This is a genomic window from Paenibacillus sp. J53TS2 (assembly GCF_018403305.1).
Lineage (GTDB): Bacteria > Bacillota > Bacilli > Paenibacillales > Paenibacillaceae > Fontibacillus > Fontibacillus rhizolycopersici.
This window is the reverse complement of sequence record NZ_BOSK01000003.1, coordinates 143,457-159,843: the sequence shown is the minus strand read 5'-3', so window position 1 is coordinate 159,843 and position 16,387 is coordinate 143,457. Positions and strand designations below refer to the sequence as shown.

The window sequence follows — 16,387 nt, the reverse complement described above, 5'->3', positions numbered from 1 at the left end:
TTACCTTAAGGAGATGGATGATGGAACCGTTTGTAAGGAATGCTAAAGATAAACAAGTGGAACGGTTCGAGTTGGCTCCGTGGTTGGACCTGATCCCGGGGATCAGCGTCGGTTTTACCGGCCGGTCAGGCGGGGTCAGCGAGCCGCCGTACGATCGCTTGAATCTCGCATATCATGTCGGCGACGAACCGTTGCATGTCCTGGAGAACCGGCGCCGGTTATCCGAGGCCCTGGGTTTCTCGCCTGAAGGCTGGACCTGCGGCGAGCAGGTCCACGGCAGCGCCGTTGCCGTGGTCCGAGCCGAAGATCGCGGCAAGGGGTATCTGGATCGCAGCAGCGCTTTCCAGGAAACGGACGGGCTGGTGACGAACGTGCCGGGAATCCTGCTGACTTCGTTTTATGCGGATTGCGTACCGCTTTATTTTGTCGATCCTGTGCAGAGGGTCGTCGGTTTGGCCCATGCGGGCTGGAAGGGCACCGTCCGCCACATTGCCGCGGAAATGATCGAGACAATGGAACGTAAGTTTGGCAGTCAGCGCAGCGAGATTCGCACCGCGATCGGCCCCAGCATCGGTGGATGCTGCTACGAGGTGGATGAAGCGGTGATGGAGAAAGTCCGCGAGGCACTGCCCGATGAGGGAGGCTCTGCGAAGGAGAAGCCCTATGCTTCGGCGTCAGACCATGCAGGGAAAACGATGCTGAACTTGAAAGAATTGAATCGAATCATTATGATTAAAGCAGGAATATTGCCGACTCATATCGAATGTACAAGGTGGTGTACAAGCTGTCATCCGGAGTATTTTTACTCCTACCGGGCGCAAGGTGGCGTCACAGGAAGAATGGCAAGCTGGATAGGCATAAAAGAGAGGTGATCCTTCCCGTGTCGCTGAAGGAACGAATACAGCACGTGGAAGAGCGGATTAAAGCTGCCTGCGAGCGGAGCGGAAGAAAGCGCGAGGAGGTTCATGTCGTCGCCGTTACCAAATATGTGTCGACTGAAGCCACCCGTGAAGTTCTGGCGGAGGGAATTGAGCATATCGGCGAGAATCGTCCGCAAATCGCCGTCCCCAAATGGGAAGCCCTCAATGGGCAAGGGACTTGGCATTTTATCGGCCATCTGCAGAGCAATAAGGTCAAGGACGTCATCGGTAAATTTCAATATATTCATTCGTTGGACCGGCTGTCGCTAGCCCGGGAATTGGAGAAGCGGGCCGCGGCGCTGGGAACGAACGTGACTGCATTCTTGCAGGTGAATGTATCAGGTGAGGAGTCGAAGCAGGGAATTACGCCGGATACGGCGGCCGACTTTCTCAGGGAAACCGCTGAATTGAAGCATATTCGTATCGCCGGGCTGATGACGATGGCTCCGATTGAGGATGATCCAGAGCGGACAAGACCGGTCTTTCGCCGGCTGCGCGAGCTGCGTGATCAACTGAACGCCTTGTCGATTACTGCGGAGCCATTGACAGAATTATCGATGGGGATGTCGGGAGATTTTGAAGTGGCGATTGAAGAAGGGGCGACCTGGGTGCGCCTTGGAACGCTTTTAGTGGGGAAAGGGGAATTGACGTAATGGGAGTAATGAACCGGTTCATGAACTTTCTGGGCTTGCAGGAAGAAGAAGAGATTGTGGAGCGCGAACGGTTTTCCGGCCAAGAGGACACGGAAATTGAAACCCCCAGCTTTGAATCCCGTAAAAATCAGAGAGGAAACAACGTGGTCAGCATTCACTCCCAGAAGAACGTCAAGGTAATCCTGTATGAACCTCGCTCTTATGAAGAGGCGCAGGAAATCGCTGATCATTTGCGTTCCCATCGGTCGGTCGTGGTTAATCTGCAGCGGGTTCGCAATGATCAGGCGATGCGCATCATCGATTTTTTGAGCGGAACGATTTACGCGCTGAGCGGCAGTATATCCAAAGTCGGGGCGAATATTTTTCTATGCACGCCGGATACCGTAGAGATTCAGGGATCTATAACCGAGATTTTATCGGAGGATTCCGATTACAACAGAATGAGGTGATGACAGCTTGGTAGGCTATATCGATTCTATTGTTGGGCTGCTATACAATATTTATTTTTATATGATCCTGGTTTACATTTTGATGTCTTGGGTACCTAATGTCCGTGAGAGTTTCATCGGCGAGCTGCTCGGCAAGCTTGTTGAACCTTATTTGGCTCCTTTCCGGCGGTTTATTCCTCCGATCATGGGGATGATCGACATATCTCCGATTATTGCCTTGTTCGTACTCCGCTTAGCTGCCTTCGGATTGATCAGCGTTCTGCACTATATCTTCGGGTATTGAGATGAAAGCGGATGTTTATGAACATTTTAAACCGGAGGAACGGCCGTTCGTCGACCGGGCCTGGGAATGGGTCGTGAATGCCGGGGATTACCATGAGGTCAAGCTAAGTGACTTCCTGGATCCGCGGCAGTGTTATATTCTGGAGTCTTTGGCCAATCGTCATCCAGACGCGATCATCCGGCTGGACGGCGGTTATGAAGGCGCGGAACGGCGTCGTGCACTCATTGCTCCGGATTACCGGGACCTAAGCGAGGAACCGATGGAAATGAAGGTGCTCGATATCTCGTCGGGAGACCAGAAGTTTCTTACCCTTCAGCACGGCGATTATTTGGGAGCAATTCTGGGATTGGGCCTCAAGCGCGATAAAATCGGCGATATTCATGTCCGCGAGGACGGATGCCATGTGGTGATCGCCGAAGAGATTGCACCATTCCTGCAACTGAACCTTCATCAGGTGCATCGCGTTAGCGTTTTTACAGAGGTGCTGAACCTTAGCGAATTGAGAACGATGGAGAAAGAGCTTGAGCCGCTGGAATTGACGGTGGCTTCTTTGCGACTGGATGGCATTGTCAGCGATGTGTTCCGCTTAAGTCGCAGTAAAGTGCTAATTCCGATCAAAGCGGGGCGTTGCCGGGTGAACTGGAGAACGGAGGAGGATCCCTCTACACCGCTGAAGGCCGGTGACGTAATCGCCTTGCAAGGCTTTGGGCGGTTTAAAGTGCTCGAGGCAGGCGGCCTGACCAAAAAAGGCAGACATCGTGTCAAAATCGGTAAATTTGTGTGAGGTCTATTGCAGGAGATGGCGGATTCTTGTCGAATAAGATAGTTCGAACTGTTATGAAGGGTTCTCGTAACTGTATTGACCACGTCTTCCCGCTGAAGTGCGAGTTCAAAAAAGTCAGGTTTTCAGCAATTCAAGATTCGATGTCGAATTCGCTTCTCGAGTTACCTCGTGATCAAAAGTTGACTTTTTGAACAACTACTTTAAGGGAAGTTTCGAAATTTCTAGGAGGTGGGGATCATGCCATTAACGCCGCTGGATATACATAACAAAGAGTTCTCCAGACGTATTCGCGGTTACGACGAAGATGAAGTCAACGAGTTTCTCGACCAAGTGATCAAAGACTATGAGATCGTGATCCGGGAGAACAAAGAGCTTCACAACCAGTTGATGACTTTGCAAGAGAAACTGGATCATTTTGCGAATATTGAGGATACGCTGAGCAAAACGATTATCGTTGCGCAGGAAGCGGCCGATGAAGTGAAGAACAATGCGAAGAAGGAAGCGCAGTTGATCGTGAAGGAAGCGGAGAAGAACGCGGATCGAATCGTCAACGAATCGCTCTCGAAATCACGTAAAATCGCCATGGAAGTGGAAGAGCTCAAGAAACAGGCTTCTATCTACCGGGCGCGGTTCCGTACGCTGGTGGAAGCGCAGTTGGATTTGCTCGGAAGCGACGGCTGGGATACGCTGGAGACCCGCGAACGCGCTACCGAAAAAGGGCAAGAGGTGCAAGAGTTGTATTAATCAAAAAACGCCATTTGGCTTCCTAGTAAGGAGCGCCAAATGGCGTTTTTTATATCCCCCCGTTAAGCCAGTCGGTTTGGCGGGTTTGCCGGCGATATACCGAAGGAGAGAGGCCGGTGGTTTGCTTGAAAAGGGTCAAAAAATGCTTTCTGTCCGCATATCCGACATTCCGCATGATCTCGTTCACGGGCAGCCTGGTGGAGGTCAGCAGCTCGCAGCTCCTTTCGATCCTTTTCTTCTGTACGTAATCGTTAAATGTGCAGCCAACGTATTGCCGGAATAAGCGATGAAAATGGCGTTCGCTTAAATGGCTGGCGGCGGCAAGGTTGCGGGCAGTTAAGGGGTTCTGAAAGGACGTATTGATCTGGCGAACGACTTCCTTGATGACCTGATTGTCTTGTGCAGCGGGAGGACTGGACTCCCCGAACTCTAGCTGGCGTTCCAGCATGACGGCTAGCTCGATGAACAGACTGTACAGCTTGATGAGATAGCCGGGGGCTCTATCTGTAAATTCGCGGTAGGCGGTTCGGAACCAAGCATTCCATTGGCCGTCGCTATCTCTCAAATGGAGCCACCCCGGCCCCGGCAGAACTGCAGCATCCTCCCCGAACAGACAGAGACTGGAGCGGCCCAGTTCCTCAAAGCCTGGGAGGTGCTGCAGACAGGACCGAAGTTTGCTCGGCTCATACAAGCAATTGTATACGGTCAGCGGCCGATGCGGGCCCGTGTGGCCAGGGCGAAATACATGCTTTGCTCCGGCTGGGAGCAGGAACAAATCGTTTTTGGCGACGCGTACGACCTCATCGTCGATAAAGTGAAACCCTTCTCCATCGTTCACGAGCACGATCTCCACAAATCGATGGCTGTGCATCTGCAGATCAAATGTCTCCTCGGCCCGGTTAAAGTAAAAGGGCAACGTATCTGTAAAAAAGGCAGTCCCGTCCAATACCCTCTCCCCTCGGTATAAAGACAACCTGGATCCCTCCTTCGCTGCGGTTGCCCCTATTATAGGCGTCGGCCTCGGCAGGGGTCAATTAAGGCCGAGTTTCTTGCATCGGATCGGAGCATAAGGCTACACGAATATGCTCGATGACGACCTCCACCTCTCCCGGAGGTTGAACCTCGATATGAACCGCCTCTGGGGAAACGATGCGCAGATGCATCCGGACGGGAATGGTTGGCGTATGTTCTTGACCCGCTGTCACGCCGGTGGAATTCGGCGACTCCAGCCGCCAGGAGACGTCGATTCGACCGCCACCCGGAACGGGAACTGTGCCACGTGCCCAAGATAATCCGCCGCAAGGCTGGGGTGCGATGAGGACCCGGCTCCAACCAGGCTCAAGACTGCGCACCCCGAGAACGTAGGCGCCCAGGAAGTAAGCCGGTCCTGCGGACCAGGCATGGCAATGGCTTCGGGTCAACAGGTCCGGGTTCGCCCGATTTTCGGAGAAATGCGGATACATCTCCCAGCAGGTTGTGGCCCCCCAATCGATCATCTGCCCGTACTGGTGGCGGATGTCTTCGATCAAGACCTCCCATTCGCCCAACTTGGCTAGCGCTTCGTAATAGAAGAAGGACATAAATGGGCTGCCGATTTGCACGAAGGAGCTAGGTTGCCGCCGGATGTGGCTTTCGATGGTCGCGAGCCTGCTCGTTTTGGAATCGGCTTGCTCGGGAATGCCGCACAACAGTGCCACCACTTGCGTTTGAACGCTGAAGATGTCGGAGGGGCGTCCATCCGCATGGATGCAGTCGAGATAAGCCTGGCGCTCATCCGACCATAAATGCGCATTGATGGCGGCTGATAAGCGGCTTGCCTGGACGGAGTAGAACGCTTCGGCTTCGACATTGCCAAGGACCGTAGCGAAAGCGGCGGCGGCCGACAACGCTTTGACAAGGAACATGTTCTGGTGCGAAACGATGCCTTCGTTCGGTTGGTCGATCGGAGCCCAGTCGAGCAGGTTCCAACTGCGAATCTGAAGCAGTCCCTGGTCGTTCAGCCGGCTTAAATAATGCTTCAGCGTGTACTCAATATGCGGGAAAATGTCCGCGGCAAAGGATTTGTCACCATTTTGGCGATAGAGCTCCAAGCAAGCGATAACCCAGAAGAAGGTCCAGTTTGGAATCACGCTGTTCCATCCGCTTGGCACTTGGTTCGCGTATAACGGGGTTTGGAATTTTGAGCCGGGGACTAATCGTAGGCATCGTTCCACGATCCGGTCAGCTCCAAATAAATAATAATTGATGAGCGCCTCATTTCGGGCATCGCCAACCCAGAAGGTCTGCTCGTACATCGGACAGTCGACGAAAGTATCCTCCATGCAGAGCCGGGTCGTATGTTGACTGATTTGCCAAATCTCATTTAAGCGTGGATCCGAAGACTGGAACTGCCCGATCTCGGCGATGGGGTAGTTGCTTTGCAGCATCCGAAGGTAATAGATGCGAACGGGGGCAACCGCGTTTCGTACCGTAACCTGACAGTAACGCAAACCTCTTCTTACCGGAGAAGTGTAGCGACGGCGTCCGCCCGCGCAGATGTATCGAAGCGTGTGATCCAATCCATAGGTATCCTGGTGTTGACCCTCATGCATAAATTCAAATCCATAGAAATCAAGAACTGCCCCTTCCGGCGCTTCCACCTCAAACTCCAAATACCCTGACAGCTCTTTACCAAAATCAATCACCAGCTCAGTATCCGCGTCAGGAAACCAGGGGACTTCAGCAGGCTCCGGTCCAGGAATGACCGCATTCTGCAAGGTGCCGGGAATGGACAAGGGGACTTCATGCCTTTTCCATACGGAGAGGATAAAGACATCCTCCCGGCTGACCAGCGCTTCGGGGACGGACCGGACCCAAGAGGCAAACGGTAGAAGACCGGCTACATCCGAGATCTCTTTGGCCCGTAAATAATCCGGGTGCTCCTCATCCATCGGCGGGCTAGGCAGATGATCGTAACGGATGCCGCCGTCGAAGGGGCCTAGGGTCACAAAGGCGGTTTTATCGTCTTCTTGGGTGAGGTTGCCAGCCGGAAGGAACGTAAGGGGAGACAGGAACTCTAACGTCTCTTCCGCATCCATCGCAAAATGATATCCGCCTCCGTGCGTACCTCCACTTACATCGATCAGCAGAAAATGATCGCCAGGCTCAAGGTCAAAGTGAATAAAGCGTTCTGGGGCTTCTCCCGTTAATGAGGACTCATCGTAATGAACTCCGTCCAGGCTGCAACCCCGAAAAGTCCCCCCAACATCGATAAGCGCTAGCGTGGCCTTGCAATGTTGTTTACAGCGTACGACCGTTGCCAGCATGCCGAGAAATTCCGCAGGGTTAGCCGTATTCGTGCTCTCTGCGTAAAAATGGTTGCGCAGGTCGATCGCCGCGGTAAACTGGACCGGCTTGACCTTGCCCAAACGTTCGACGCGCCGAGGATAGACGGGCTCCTCCGTCAAATAAGGAATGTCCCTCGATACCGGTATTCCCCAAGGCTCGCATCCCACTGGCCCAATTACGGCAGCAGCATGCCACTCCGAACCGGGTTTGTAATCCGACTCCGTCCAGGCTTCGTCCCAAAGTCGGGCATCGATTTTCTCGGCAAAAGCGTGCTGGCAGGACATTCTGGGAGAACGACGGTCATGACCCGGGTGAGTTACGGTTAACCACGTGTCGTCGGTTACGGCCATCACATGGGGTTGCCCTTCGCCTTGAAGAGGCGAGTTGCTTTCGACCTCCAATTGGGCAAGCAGCCCACCGCGCCCCCGCAGATAATAGAAGTTACTGATGCCAAAATGCATCACCATTACAGCTATGGCATTGGTCTGTCCCGGTTTCAGCAGATGGCTGATCTCGTATTCGTCATAGGCTAATCTGAACGGCCAGGACCGCGGGGGGCCTTGCCCGACCCGGTGTCCATTGACATATAGCACATATCTGGAGTCAGCCGTCAATTTTAGACTTACTCGCCGCCCGTTCTCCTCATCCGGCCACGCAAATGTTTTGCGAAAACAACTCCAATCGTTACGTGGGCTAGCCTCGCCGGGGTGCCAGATCCATTTGGCTTGCCAGAGGGTTTCCATCAATTTACTCGCTCCTTTTCGCGTCAAATCATATCCCTTTCATTATAAAAGAGGAGTGGCTGGAACAGAGGAGGGGGAAACCGTACCCGTGAGGGGGAAAACGGACATTTCAGAATTCATGATTCGATGCCGGGTCGTCCACTGGGTCTGCTTCGAGATCTAAATCCGATGATGTTGACATGGGGGAGGCAATACGATATAACTAATTACATATTGTACTTGCATAATGGAATCATTCGATGATGGGAACCAGTACGCTGCGATTTTGTTCTCCAGAGAGTTGGCATCCTGCTGAAAGCCAACGTTCAAAGCGCGGACGGAAAATCATCCCGGAGAAGCAAGGCTGAACTCTTCTTAGTCGGATTTTCAGCACCGAGAAGGTTGGATGAAACTAGGGACTGAGTAGCGGAGCGTAGCTGGAAGCTACGTGAGCAACGGAAGGCCCGGTTGAATTCAAGATTCGACGTCGAATTATCTACTTGATCTGCTTCGTGATCAAAATCCGATTCAGTAAGCTTTGCCGGTTGTTGGCCGTTATACCAACCCCATATGAAGCGTATGGGATCAAGGTGTCATGTCCTTTTGCGGCCTCGTCCAGACGGCGGCTGCTTTCAGAGCATGAAACAAGGGTGGTAACGCGAGCAAACGTCTCGTCCCTTCTAGGGACGGGGCTTTTTTGATTTTCCAGGCTGAATTGAAGAAAGGAAGAGAAACATGAAGAAAGTCGACGTCAAAGAAAATGCGCGTTCGCGCGACTTGCGGATTCTGGACAAATGGAGCCGCGAAAATACGTTTAAACGGAGTATCGAAAATCGGGCGGGTCGGCCAAACTACGTCTTCTTCGAAGGACCGCCAACCGCCAACGGCTTGCCGCATATCGGGCACGTGCTGGGGCGCGTCATCAAGGACTTCGTTGGCCGCTATCAAACGATGAAGGGCTACCGCGTCGTCCGCAAAGCGGGCTGGGATACGCACGGATTGCCGGTTGAACTGGGCGTGGAGAAGGAGCTGGGCATCTCCGGCAAGCAAGAGATCGAGAAATACGGCATTGAGGAATTCGTGAAAAAATGTAAAGACAGCGTCTTCGGTTATGAGAAGCAATGGCGCGAATTTACCGAAGCGATTGCTTATTGGGTCGACTTGGATGATCCGTATATCACCCTGAATAACAGCTACATCGAAAGCGTCTGGAACATCCTGGCGACGATCCACGACAAGGGTTTGCTGTACCGCGGACACCGCGTCAGCCCGTATTGCCCTTGCTGCCAAACGTCGCTGAGCTCCCACGAAGTGGCGCAAGGTTATGAAGACGTGAAAGACCTCAGCGCCACGGCTAAGTTCAAGCTGAATGACTCCGGCGAATATGTGTTAGCCTGGACGACTACGCCTTGGACGCTGCCATCCCACGTGGCCCTCGCTATGAATCCGGACATGGAATACGCCCGAGTAAAACAGGAGGACGGCGTATACATCGTCGCCAAGAACTTGGTCGAGAAAGTCATGAAAGGCGATTACACGGTATTGTCGACGCATAAAGGTTCGGAATTCGTGGGCAAATCCTATACGCCGCCGTTCACCTACATTCAAGCCGAGAACATCAACGTGATCGTAGGCGCATCGTTCGTTACCGACGCCAGCGGTACGGGGATCGTACACATGGCTCCGGCACATGGCGAAGACGACTACCGCGTCTGCCGCGAGAACGGCATCAGCTTTGTCAGTGTTGTTAATGGCCAAGGGCGTTATACCGACGTGGTGACCGATTTTGCCGGCCGTTTCGTAAAGGATTGTGACCTCGACATCGTTAAGATGCTGTCCGAGCAAGGGACCCTGTACAGCAAAGAGAAATACGAGCATAGCTATCCGTTCTGCTGGCGTTGTAAATCGCCGCTGCTCTACTATGCAATGGAGAGCTGGTTTATCGAAACGACTGCGGTGAAGGATCAACTGATCGCCAACAACAATTCGGTTGAATGGTATCCAGGGCATGTCCGTGAAGGCCGCTTCGGCAAGTTCCTCGAAGAACTGGTCGATTGGAACATCAGCCGGAACCGCTATTGGGGCACGCCGCTGAACGTGTGGGTTTGCCCAGACTGCGGCGGGCAGTTTGCGCCGCACAGCATCGCCGAGCTGCGGGAACATGCGGTAGGTCATGTCAGTGAAGATCTTGAGCTGCATAAACCGTATGTGGATGAAGTGAAGGTCCATTGCCCGCACTGCGAAGGCGGAGTGATGGAACGGACGAGCGAAGTGATCGATGTGTGGTTCGACAGCGGTTCGATGCCGTTTGCACAACATCATTATCCGTTCGAGAACCAGGAGACATTTGGCGATCAATTCCCGGCGGACATGATCTGCGAAGGGATCGACCAAACGCGCGGCTGGTTTTACAGCTTGCTGGCCGTGTCCACGCTGTTCACCGGTAAAGCGCCGTACAAAGCGGTCATCGCCACCGGTCACGTGCTGGACGAAAACGGGCAGAAGATGTCCAAATCCAAAGGCAACGTTATCGATCCTTGGGAAATCATCAAAGAGTTCGGCACGGATGCCTTCCGTTGGGCCCTCCTGTCCGACAGTGCGCCTTGGAACAGCAAACGGTTCTCCAAAGGAATCGTTGCTGAAGCTAAGTCCAAAGTGGTCGACACGCTCGTAAACACCCATGCGTTCTTGACGCTGTACGCCGGCATCGACGGCTACAATCCCGAGGAGCATGCATACCGGCCTTCGGAGAATAAGCTGGATCGCTGGGTCCTGTCCCGTCTGAACAGCTTGATTCCAGTCGTTGACAAAGGATTGGCGGTTAATGATTTCGTCAACTCCTCGCAAGCGATTGAAGGGTTTATCGACGAGCTGAGCAACTGGTATATCCGTCGTTCTCGCGACCGCTTCTGGGACAGCGGCTTGACGGAGGACAAATTGTCCGCCTACCAGACGCTGACCCACGTGCTTCTTACAGTATCCAAGCTAATCGCGCCATTTGCGCCAATGATCGCCGAGGATATTTACACCAACCTGGGCGGCGGGGAGAGCGTTCACTTGGCCGACTATCCGCAGGCGGATGAATCGCTGATCGATCTGGATCTGGAAAAAGACATGGAAAGCGCACGTCAAATCGTCGAGCTGGCTCGTAATGTTCGCAACGAGAGTGGCATCAAGACGCGTCAACCGTTGTCTAGCCTGATCGTTTCCATGGATCGCGAGTTTGCAGTTAGCGAATATGAAGACATCATCAAGGAAGAGATTAACGTCAAGGCGATCGACATCGAAACCAGCGACAGCGGCATCGTTGATTTCACCTTGAAAATGAACCTGAAAGTGGCCGGCAAGAAATACGGTAAAAACATCGGTTTCCTGCAAGGATACCTGAAGAACCTTGCGGCGGAGCAAACCCGTACGATCGTAGAGCAAGGTCAATTCACCGTAACTTCTCCGGAAGGCGAAGAACTGGTTGTAACCGCGGATGAACTGCTCGTTGAGAAGCAGGCGAAGCCGGGATACGCTTCCGCTTCCGGTTACGGGTTGACTGTAGCGCTGAATACGGATATCACACCGGAGCTGGAGCAAGAGGGATGGGTACGCGAAGTCGTGCGCGCCGTTCAAGATACCCGCAAGAAGCTGGATCTGCCGATCGAGAAGCGGGTGCACCTCACCCTGGACGTTGACGACGAATTGAAAGCTGCCATCACCGCGTTTGAGCATGTGCTGCGCGAAAACGTACTGGTTACGAACGTCGCCTTTGGCAAGCCGCAGGGCTCTGTTGAAACGGTGGATCTCGGCAGCAAATCGATCGGGATTGCGATTGACGCCTAAACGCTTGAATGGAGCTTTTCCATCAAGGCCATAATAATAGCAATTGAAGCAAACGAGCCTGCGGTCTCCTTCTAGGAAGACCGGGCTCGTTTGTGTTTTAGGATACTTTGGGGAGCAAAGGATGGGGTGTAAATGACTCGTCATAAACCGGCGCCCGAATCCACGGTGGAGCCTATACCGGGCACGCCGGAGGAACAAATGAATGCCGTATATCGCCTAACCTTGAACTGGACCAGGCAACTGGAGAGATCGCGCATTGCCGAATACACCGAATTGTTGAATCGACCCTGGCGTCTTATTTGGTTGAATGTGTTGTCCGGTACGGCCCGTGGGGTTGGCGTCGCGATCGGTTTTACCTTTTTTGCGGCAACGATCATTTACGTTCTGCAGGTACTTGGGGCGTTGAACTTGCCGATCATCGGCGATTATATCGCGGACATCGTGCGCATCGTGCAAAGACAGCTTGAGCTTAATACTTATTAGAGCCGGTTCCCAGCGAGTCCTCGCTTTCCAAATGCTCCGTGGCACTCATATGTTTCCGGTAGACCCCGTTACGGAAAAAGCAAACGTTTTGGCCATAGATATCGGTAGCAATGAACGATTCATAAGGCTCGACAAATCCGTCCAGCTCTTCGGACGCTTCGATTTCCATGTCATTGTAATCATCGATTTCTGAATCCTCGGCCATTGCCGGCGAATTCGAGGTCCCGAAGCTCTCGACGATCTGCCAGGCATCCTCTCCGTCGAACCCGTTTTGGTCGTCGCGTTCATCCAAGCTCGTTCGTCCGAACGGAGGAGACAAGAAGATCTCTTCGATCGGTCGTTTGGCGGAAACGAACGTTTGCGGGCTGTGATCCTTACAGTACGCCGTTTCAGGGATAGCGCTGAGCCGTTCGAAGCTGATTGGTTTGCCGCAGGTCGCGCAGTAACCGTAGCTGCCTTCCTCGATCCGTTCAAGCGCATCTTCTACCCGAGCCAGGTGAAGTTCATGATGCTCGGCGAGCGCCAGGTCTTTTCCCCGTTCATATACTTCTGAACCAAGGTCTCCGGGATGATTATCGATCGGGCTGAGCTCATTCGTATTATCGCGCATCGATTCATTCATTCCATAGTGATCATTATCCGACAATTGTTCGACTAAGGCTGACTGAGTTTCCTTCAGCTTTGCGGTGAGTTCCGCCAGCTGGGTTTTCGTCAAATGCGGCATAAGGTTGCTCCTTCCTTTCTGTGTCTAGAGCGGTTGTTTGAAACGTCTCCTCTAGCGGTATTTTGTGCAGAACCATGACGAAATACCTAAGGAAAATCCTTTCGCGCATGGACGGGTCATTTCCGGCTGTGCTACAATAAACAAGGCTTAGAAGAGGGATATCCTGCCGCTTAGTTGCGGGCAGGAAATGAAAAACGAGGTGACTGACCGCGTGGTATATTTTTTGATTGCATTAATCGTTTTTCTGGTGGATCAAGGCACGAAATATTGGATTGCGACTGGACTTACGATCGGGGAACAGATTCCGGTGATCGGCGACTTCTTTATCATTACCTCCCATCGGAACCGCGGCGCAGCGTTTGGCATTTTGCAGGATCAACGCTGGTTTTTTATCGTGGTGACCACGGTTGTGGTAGTAGGGATTGTCTGGTATTTGCTTAAAGTAAGAAAACAACCAAACAAGCTTCTGCCGGTTGCATTGTCCCTGGTCCTCGGCGGGGCGATCGGCAACTTCCTGGATCGTGCTGTCAGTGGGGAAGTCGTCGATTTTCTGATGTTCAATTTCGGGACGTATACCTTTCCGATTTTTAATGTTGCGGATTCCTGCATTGTTGTCGGTGTTGCCCTGATCATTTTGGATTCGCTGTTGGAAATCCGTCGAGAGAAGCAAGCCGCAGCCCATCAGGAGCATGAGGAAAACGTATGAGTTTGAACAAATCAGAGGAATTCGAAGAAGAGAAGCTCGAGTGGGTGGCTGGATCGGCCGACGCGAAAGAGCGAATCGATAAATATGCAAAAACGCAGCTGGGAGAGGACGTCTCCCGCAGCCAGATTCAATTGTGGATTGAAGCGGGGAATCTGGTCGTAAACGATGCGCCGGTCAAAGCGAATTACAAGCTGGCAGAAGGCGATCGAGTGGAATTGACCATACCCGAGGCAGAACCTGCGGAAATCGAGCCGGAGAACATTCCGCTCGATATTTATTATGAAGACAGGGATGCCATCGTCGTTAACAAGCCGCGAGGTATGGTTGTGCATCCTGCGCCGGGTCATTCTTCCGGCACACTCGTCAACGCCTTGATGTACCACTGCAAGGACTTATCGGGGATCAATGGAGAGCTCCGGCCCGGTATCGTGCATCGTATCGATAAGGACACGTCAGGGCTGATTATGGCAGCCAAGAACGATAAGGCGCATGCCTCGTTGGCAGCTCAGCTCAAAGCACACAGCGTGACACGGAAATATTATGCCCTGGTGCACGGCAATGTCAGCCATGATCAAGGAACGGTGGATGCACCGATCGGCCGCGATCCCCATGACCGCAAAATGTACACGGTGATCGAACGGAACAGCAAACAGGCGGTGACGCATTTTCAAGTCGTTGAACGGTTCGGGGACTATACACTGCTTGAGCTCAAGCTGGAAACCGGTCGAACGCATCAAATTCGGGTTCATATGAAGTTCATTGGCCATCCGTTGGTGGGAGACCCGCTATATGGCCGCAGCAAAGGAATCAAGATGGACGGACAAGCGTTGCACGCCGCCGTATTAGGGTTTGAACACCCTGACGATGGGCGTTATTTAGAATTCAGCGCTCCAATTCCTGCAGATATGGAAGCGGTGCTGCAATCGCTCCGAAACCGTTAAGCAACCATTCAATTGTTCACCTCCAGGAGACAGCTTGATCAAAAAGTACAAACGATCAGGTGATTAATCCATTCTCTAAATGGGCCGAATTCCTGCATATTTAAAGTGCGAGTTCGAACCATTTGAGAATGGATTTTTTAATGTATACAAAGGAGATGGACGTCTGATATGAGTACGCTGAACGGACAAGAAACCTATATTCAACAACAATTTGCGGAGCGCATTGGCGGGGCGAATTACGGCAAAGACACCGCTATTTATAAATTTGAGAAAATCAAACGGGCTAAAGCGGCGGCGAAAAAGGATTTCCCCGAGGTCGAGCTGATCGATATGGGCGTCGGTGAGCCGGATGACATGGCCGATGCCGGTATCGTGGCCAAGCTGGCGGAGGAAGCGGCCAAACGCGAGAACCGTGGTTACGCCGACAACGGGATTGCTGAGTTCAAGGAGGCGGCAGCGAAGTACCTCCATGATGTATTTGGCGTCGAAGGCATTGATCCCGTCGCAGAGGTCGTACACTCGATCGGCTCAAAACCGGCGATTGCCATGCTGCCTTCCTGCTTCATCAATCCCGGCGATATCACGATTATGACCGTACCGGGTTACCCGATCATTGGAACGCATACGAAGTACCTCGGCGGCGAGGTTTATACGGTGCAGTTGACCGAAGAGAACGATTTCCTGCCGGATCTGGATGCGATTCCGGAAGAGATCGCCCGTAAGGCCAAACTGCTGTATTTGAATTATCCGAACAATCCGACGGGTGCGAGCGCGACAAGAGAGTTTTTTGCCAAAGTGGTGGATTGGGCGAAGAAATATCAAGTTGTCATCGTACATGACGCGCCTTATGCGGCATTAACCTATGATGGGCTGAAGCCGCTAAGTTTCCTTTCCGTCCCAGGTGCGAAGGATGTGGGCGTCGAGCTGCACTCGTTGTCCAAGTCGTACAACATGACGGGGTGGAGAATCGGATTTGTGGCCGGGAACCCGCTGGTTGTTAAGGCGTTCAGCGACGTGAAGGACAACAACGATTCGGGTCAATTCATTGCGATTCAAAAAGCAGCCGCTTATGGGCTTGCCCATCCGGAGATTACGGAGCGGATCGCTGCCAAATACTCGCGCCGTCACGAACTGCTGGTGAGCGCGCTGAATGATTTGGGCTTCAACGCGAAGAAGCCAAAGGGATCGTTTTTCCTCTACGTTGAAGTGCCGAAAGGCGTGGAAGGCGGACCGACATTTGCGACGGCCGAAGATTTTTCGCAGTTTTTGATCCGTGAGAAGCTGATTTCCACTGTGCCGTGGGACGATGCGGGGCATTACGTCCGTTTCTCCGTCACGTTCATCGCCGACGGCGAGGACGAAGAGCATCGCGTTATTTCCGAAATCAAACGCCGCCTCGGCGACTTGAAGTTCATATTCTAACCGACGACTTATACTAACCAAGCCGCTCCAAGGGTTTTATGCCCGAGGGGCGGTTTTTCTGTTTTGTCTAATTGCCCGCCGAATTGCCGGGGTTGTCCTTGTTGCCACCTTTTCACGATTATCCCTTTCGTTCAGTGGCTGAAGTTGGTGACGAGGAAGAGAAAAAGGTATTAGTACAAGATGTCTCGCCAATCGAGTTTAGGTTGTACTGATCTGCTGCTGCCTAATCTTTACCTGACATATTGGTTAAATATGCGTGTTAACAATAGAAACATACAAAATGATCAGGCGAATACTAAAGGGAATATAGCGATTCAATGCGGATAAGCCGACAAAACTCAGGGTTGAATAAATATAACATACTATGTATAATTATAAACAATCATCAACACAGCAGG

The 16,387-nt window shown here is 52.6% G+C and carries 14 protein-coding genes; 11 read left to right on the top strand and 3 right to left on the bottom strand.

Annotated features, from left to right (window positions below):
* Window positions 1-20 precede the first annotated feature (20 nt).
* The 6 genes from pgeF (at window position 21) to KJS42_RS08595 (ending at window position 3,833) form a co-directional block, all read left to right on the top strand.
* Window positions 21-872, top strand: coding sequence for a peptidoglycan editing factor PgeF (pgeF, locus tag KJS42_RS08620; protein ID WP_213622607.1), 852 nt, complete (start codon window positions 21-23; stop codon window positions 870-872).
* Window positions 873-880: 8 nt separating this feature from the next.
* Window positions 881-1,573, top strand: a complete 693-nt coding sequence (locus KJS42_RS08615; protein WP_213622606.1) for a YggS family pyridoxal phosphate-dependent enzyme — start codon at window positions 881-883, stop codon at window positions 1,571-1,573.
* On the top strand, window positions 1,573-2,022 hold the full coding sequence (locus KJS42_RS08610) for a cell division protein SepF (protein WP_213622605.1): 450 nt from the start codon (window positions 1,573-1,575) through the stop codon (window positions 2,020-2,022). The genes KJS42_RS08615 and KJS42_RS08610 overlap by 1 nt, the downstream gene beginning before the upstream one ends.
* Window positions 2,023-2,029: 7 nt before the next feature.
* A complete protein-coding gene (locus KJS42_RS08605) occupies window positions 2,030-2,305 on the top strand; it encodes a YggT family protein (protein WP_155607738.1) in 276 nt (91 codons plus the stop codon).
* 1 nt (window position 2,306) lies between these two features.
* Entirely contained in the window at window positions 2,307-3,089 is a 783-nt protein-coding gene (locus KJS42_RS08600; RefSeq protein ID WP_155607737.1) for a YlmH family RNA-binding protein, read from the top strand.
* Between the two features lie 237 nt (window positions 3,090-3,326).
* On the top strand, window positions 3,327-3,833 hold the full coding sequence (locus KJS42_RS08595; protein ID WP_155607736.1) for a DivIVA domain-containing protein: 507 nt from the start codon (window positions 3,327-3,329) through the stop codon (window positions 3,831-3,833).
* 49 nt (window positions 3,834-3,882) lie between these two features.
* Here the strand turns inward: KJS42_RS08595 and KJS42_RS08590 are convergent, their stop codons facing one another.
* Window positions 3,883-4,806 (bottom strand): AraC family transcriptional regulator, encoded by a 924-nt coding sequence (locus KJS42_RS08590; protein WP_213622604.1) that lies wholly within the window; start codon window positions 4,804-4,806, stop codon window positions 3,883-3,885.
* 61 nt (window positions 4,807-4,867) lie between these two features.
* Window positions 4,868-7,903 carry a family 78 glycoside hydrolase catalytic domain gene (locus KJS42_RS08585; RefSeq protein WP_213622603.1) on the bottom strand — a complete coding sequence of 1,012 codons (3,036 nt, stop codon included), beginning with the start codon at window positions 7,901-7,903 and terminating at the stop codon, window positions 4,868-4,870.
* 714 nt (window positions 7,904-8,617) lie between these two features.
* Between KJS42_RS08585 and ileS the strand changes: the two genes are divergently transcribed.
* Entirely contained in the window at window positions 8,618-11,713 is a 3,096-nt protein-coding gene (ileS, locus tag KJS42_RS08580) for an isoleucine--tRNA ligase (RefSeq protein ID WP_213622602.1), read from the top strand.
* A 132-nt stretch (window positions 11,714-11,845) separates the two neighbouring features.
* A complete protein-coding gene (locus tag KJS42_RS08575) occupies window positions 11,846-12,196 on the top strand; it encodes a DUF5665 domain-containing protein (RefSeq protein ID WP_155607732.1) in 351 nt (116 codons plus the stop codon).
* On the opposite strand, the gene KJS42_RS08570 is transcribed toward KJS42_RS08575, so the two are convergent.
* Window positions 12,183-12,920: a TraR/DksA C4-type zinc finger protein gene (locus KJS42_RS08570; RefSeq protein ID WP_155607731.1), complete on the bottom strand. Its 738-nt coding sequence runs from the start codon at window positions 12,918-12,920 to the stop codon at window positions 12,183-12,185. The genes KJS42_RS08575 and KJS42_RS08570 overlap by 14 nt on opposite strands.
* Window positions 12,921-13,131: 211 nt before the next feature.
* On the opposite strand from KJS42_RS08570, the gene lspA reads away from it, so the two are divergent.
* The 3 genes from lspA to KJS42_RS08555 all read left to right on the top strand — a co-directional run bounded on the left by lspA (window position 13,132) and on the right by KJS42_RS08555 (window position 15,989).
* Window positions 13,132-13,626, top strand: coding sequence for a signal peptidase II (gene lspA / locus KJS42_RS08565; protein WP_193416339.1), 495 nt, complete (start codon window positions 13,132-13,134; stop codon window positions 13,624-13,626).
* The gene (locus KJS42_RS08560) at window positions 13,623-14,567 is read left to right on the top strand and encodes an RluA family pseudouridine synthase (RefSeq protein ID WP_213622601.1); all 945 of its coding nucleotides are present in this window, start codon (window positions 13,623-13,625) and stop codon (window positions 14,565-14,567) included. Before lspA ends, KJS42_RS08560 begins: the two co-directional genes overlap by 4 nt.
* Before the next feature lie 168 nt (window positions 14,568-14,735).
* Window positions 14,736-15,989 (top strand): LL-diaminopimelate aminotransferase, encoded by a 1,254-nt coding sequence (locus KJS42_RS08555; protein WP_213622600.1) that lies wholly within the window; start codon window positions 14,736-14,738, stop codon window positions 15,987-15,989.
* The last annotated feature ends 398 nt before the right edge of the window (window positions 15,990-16,387 follow it).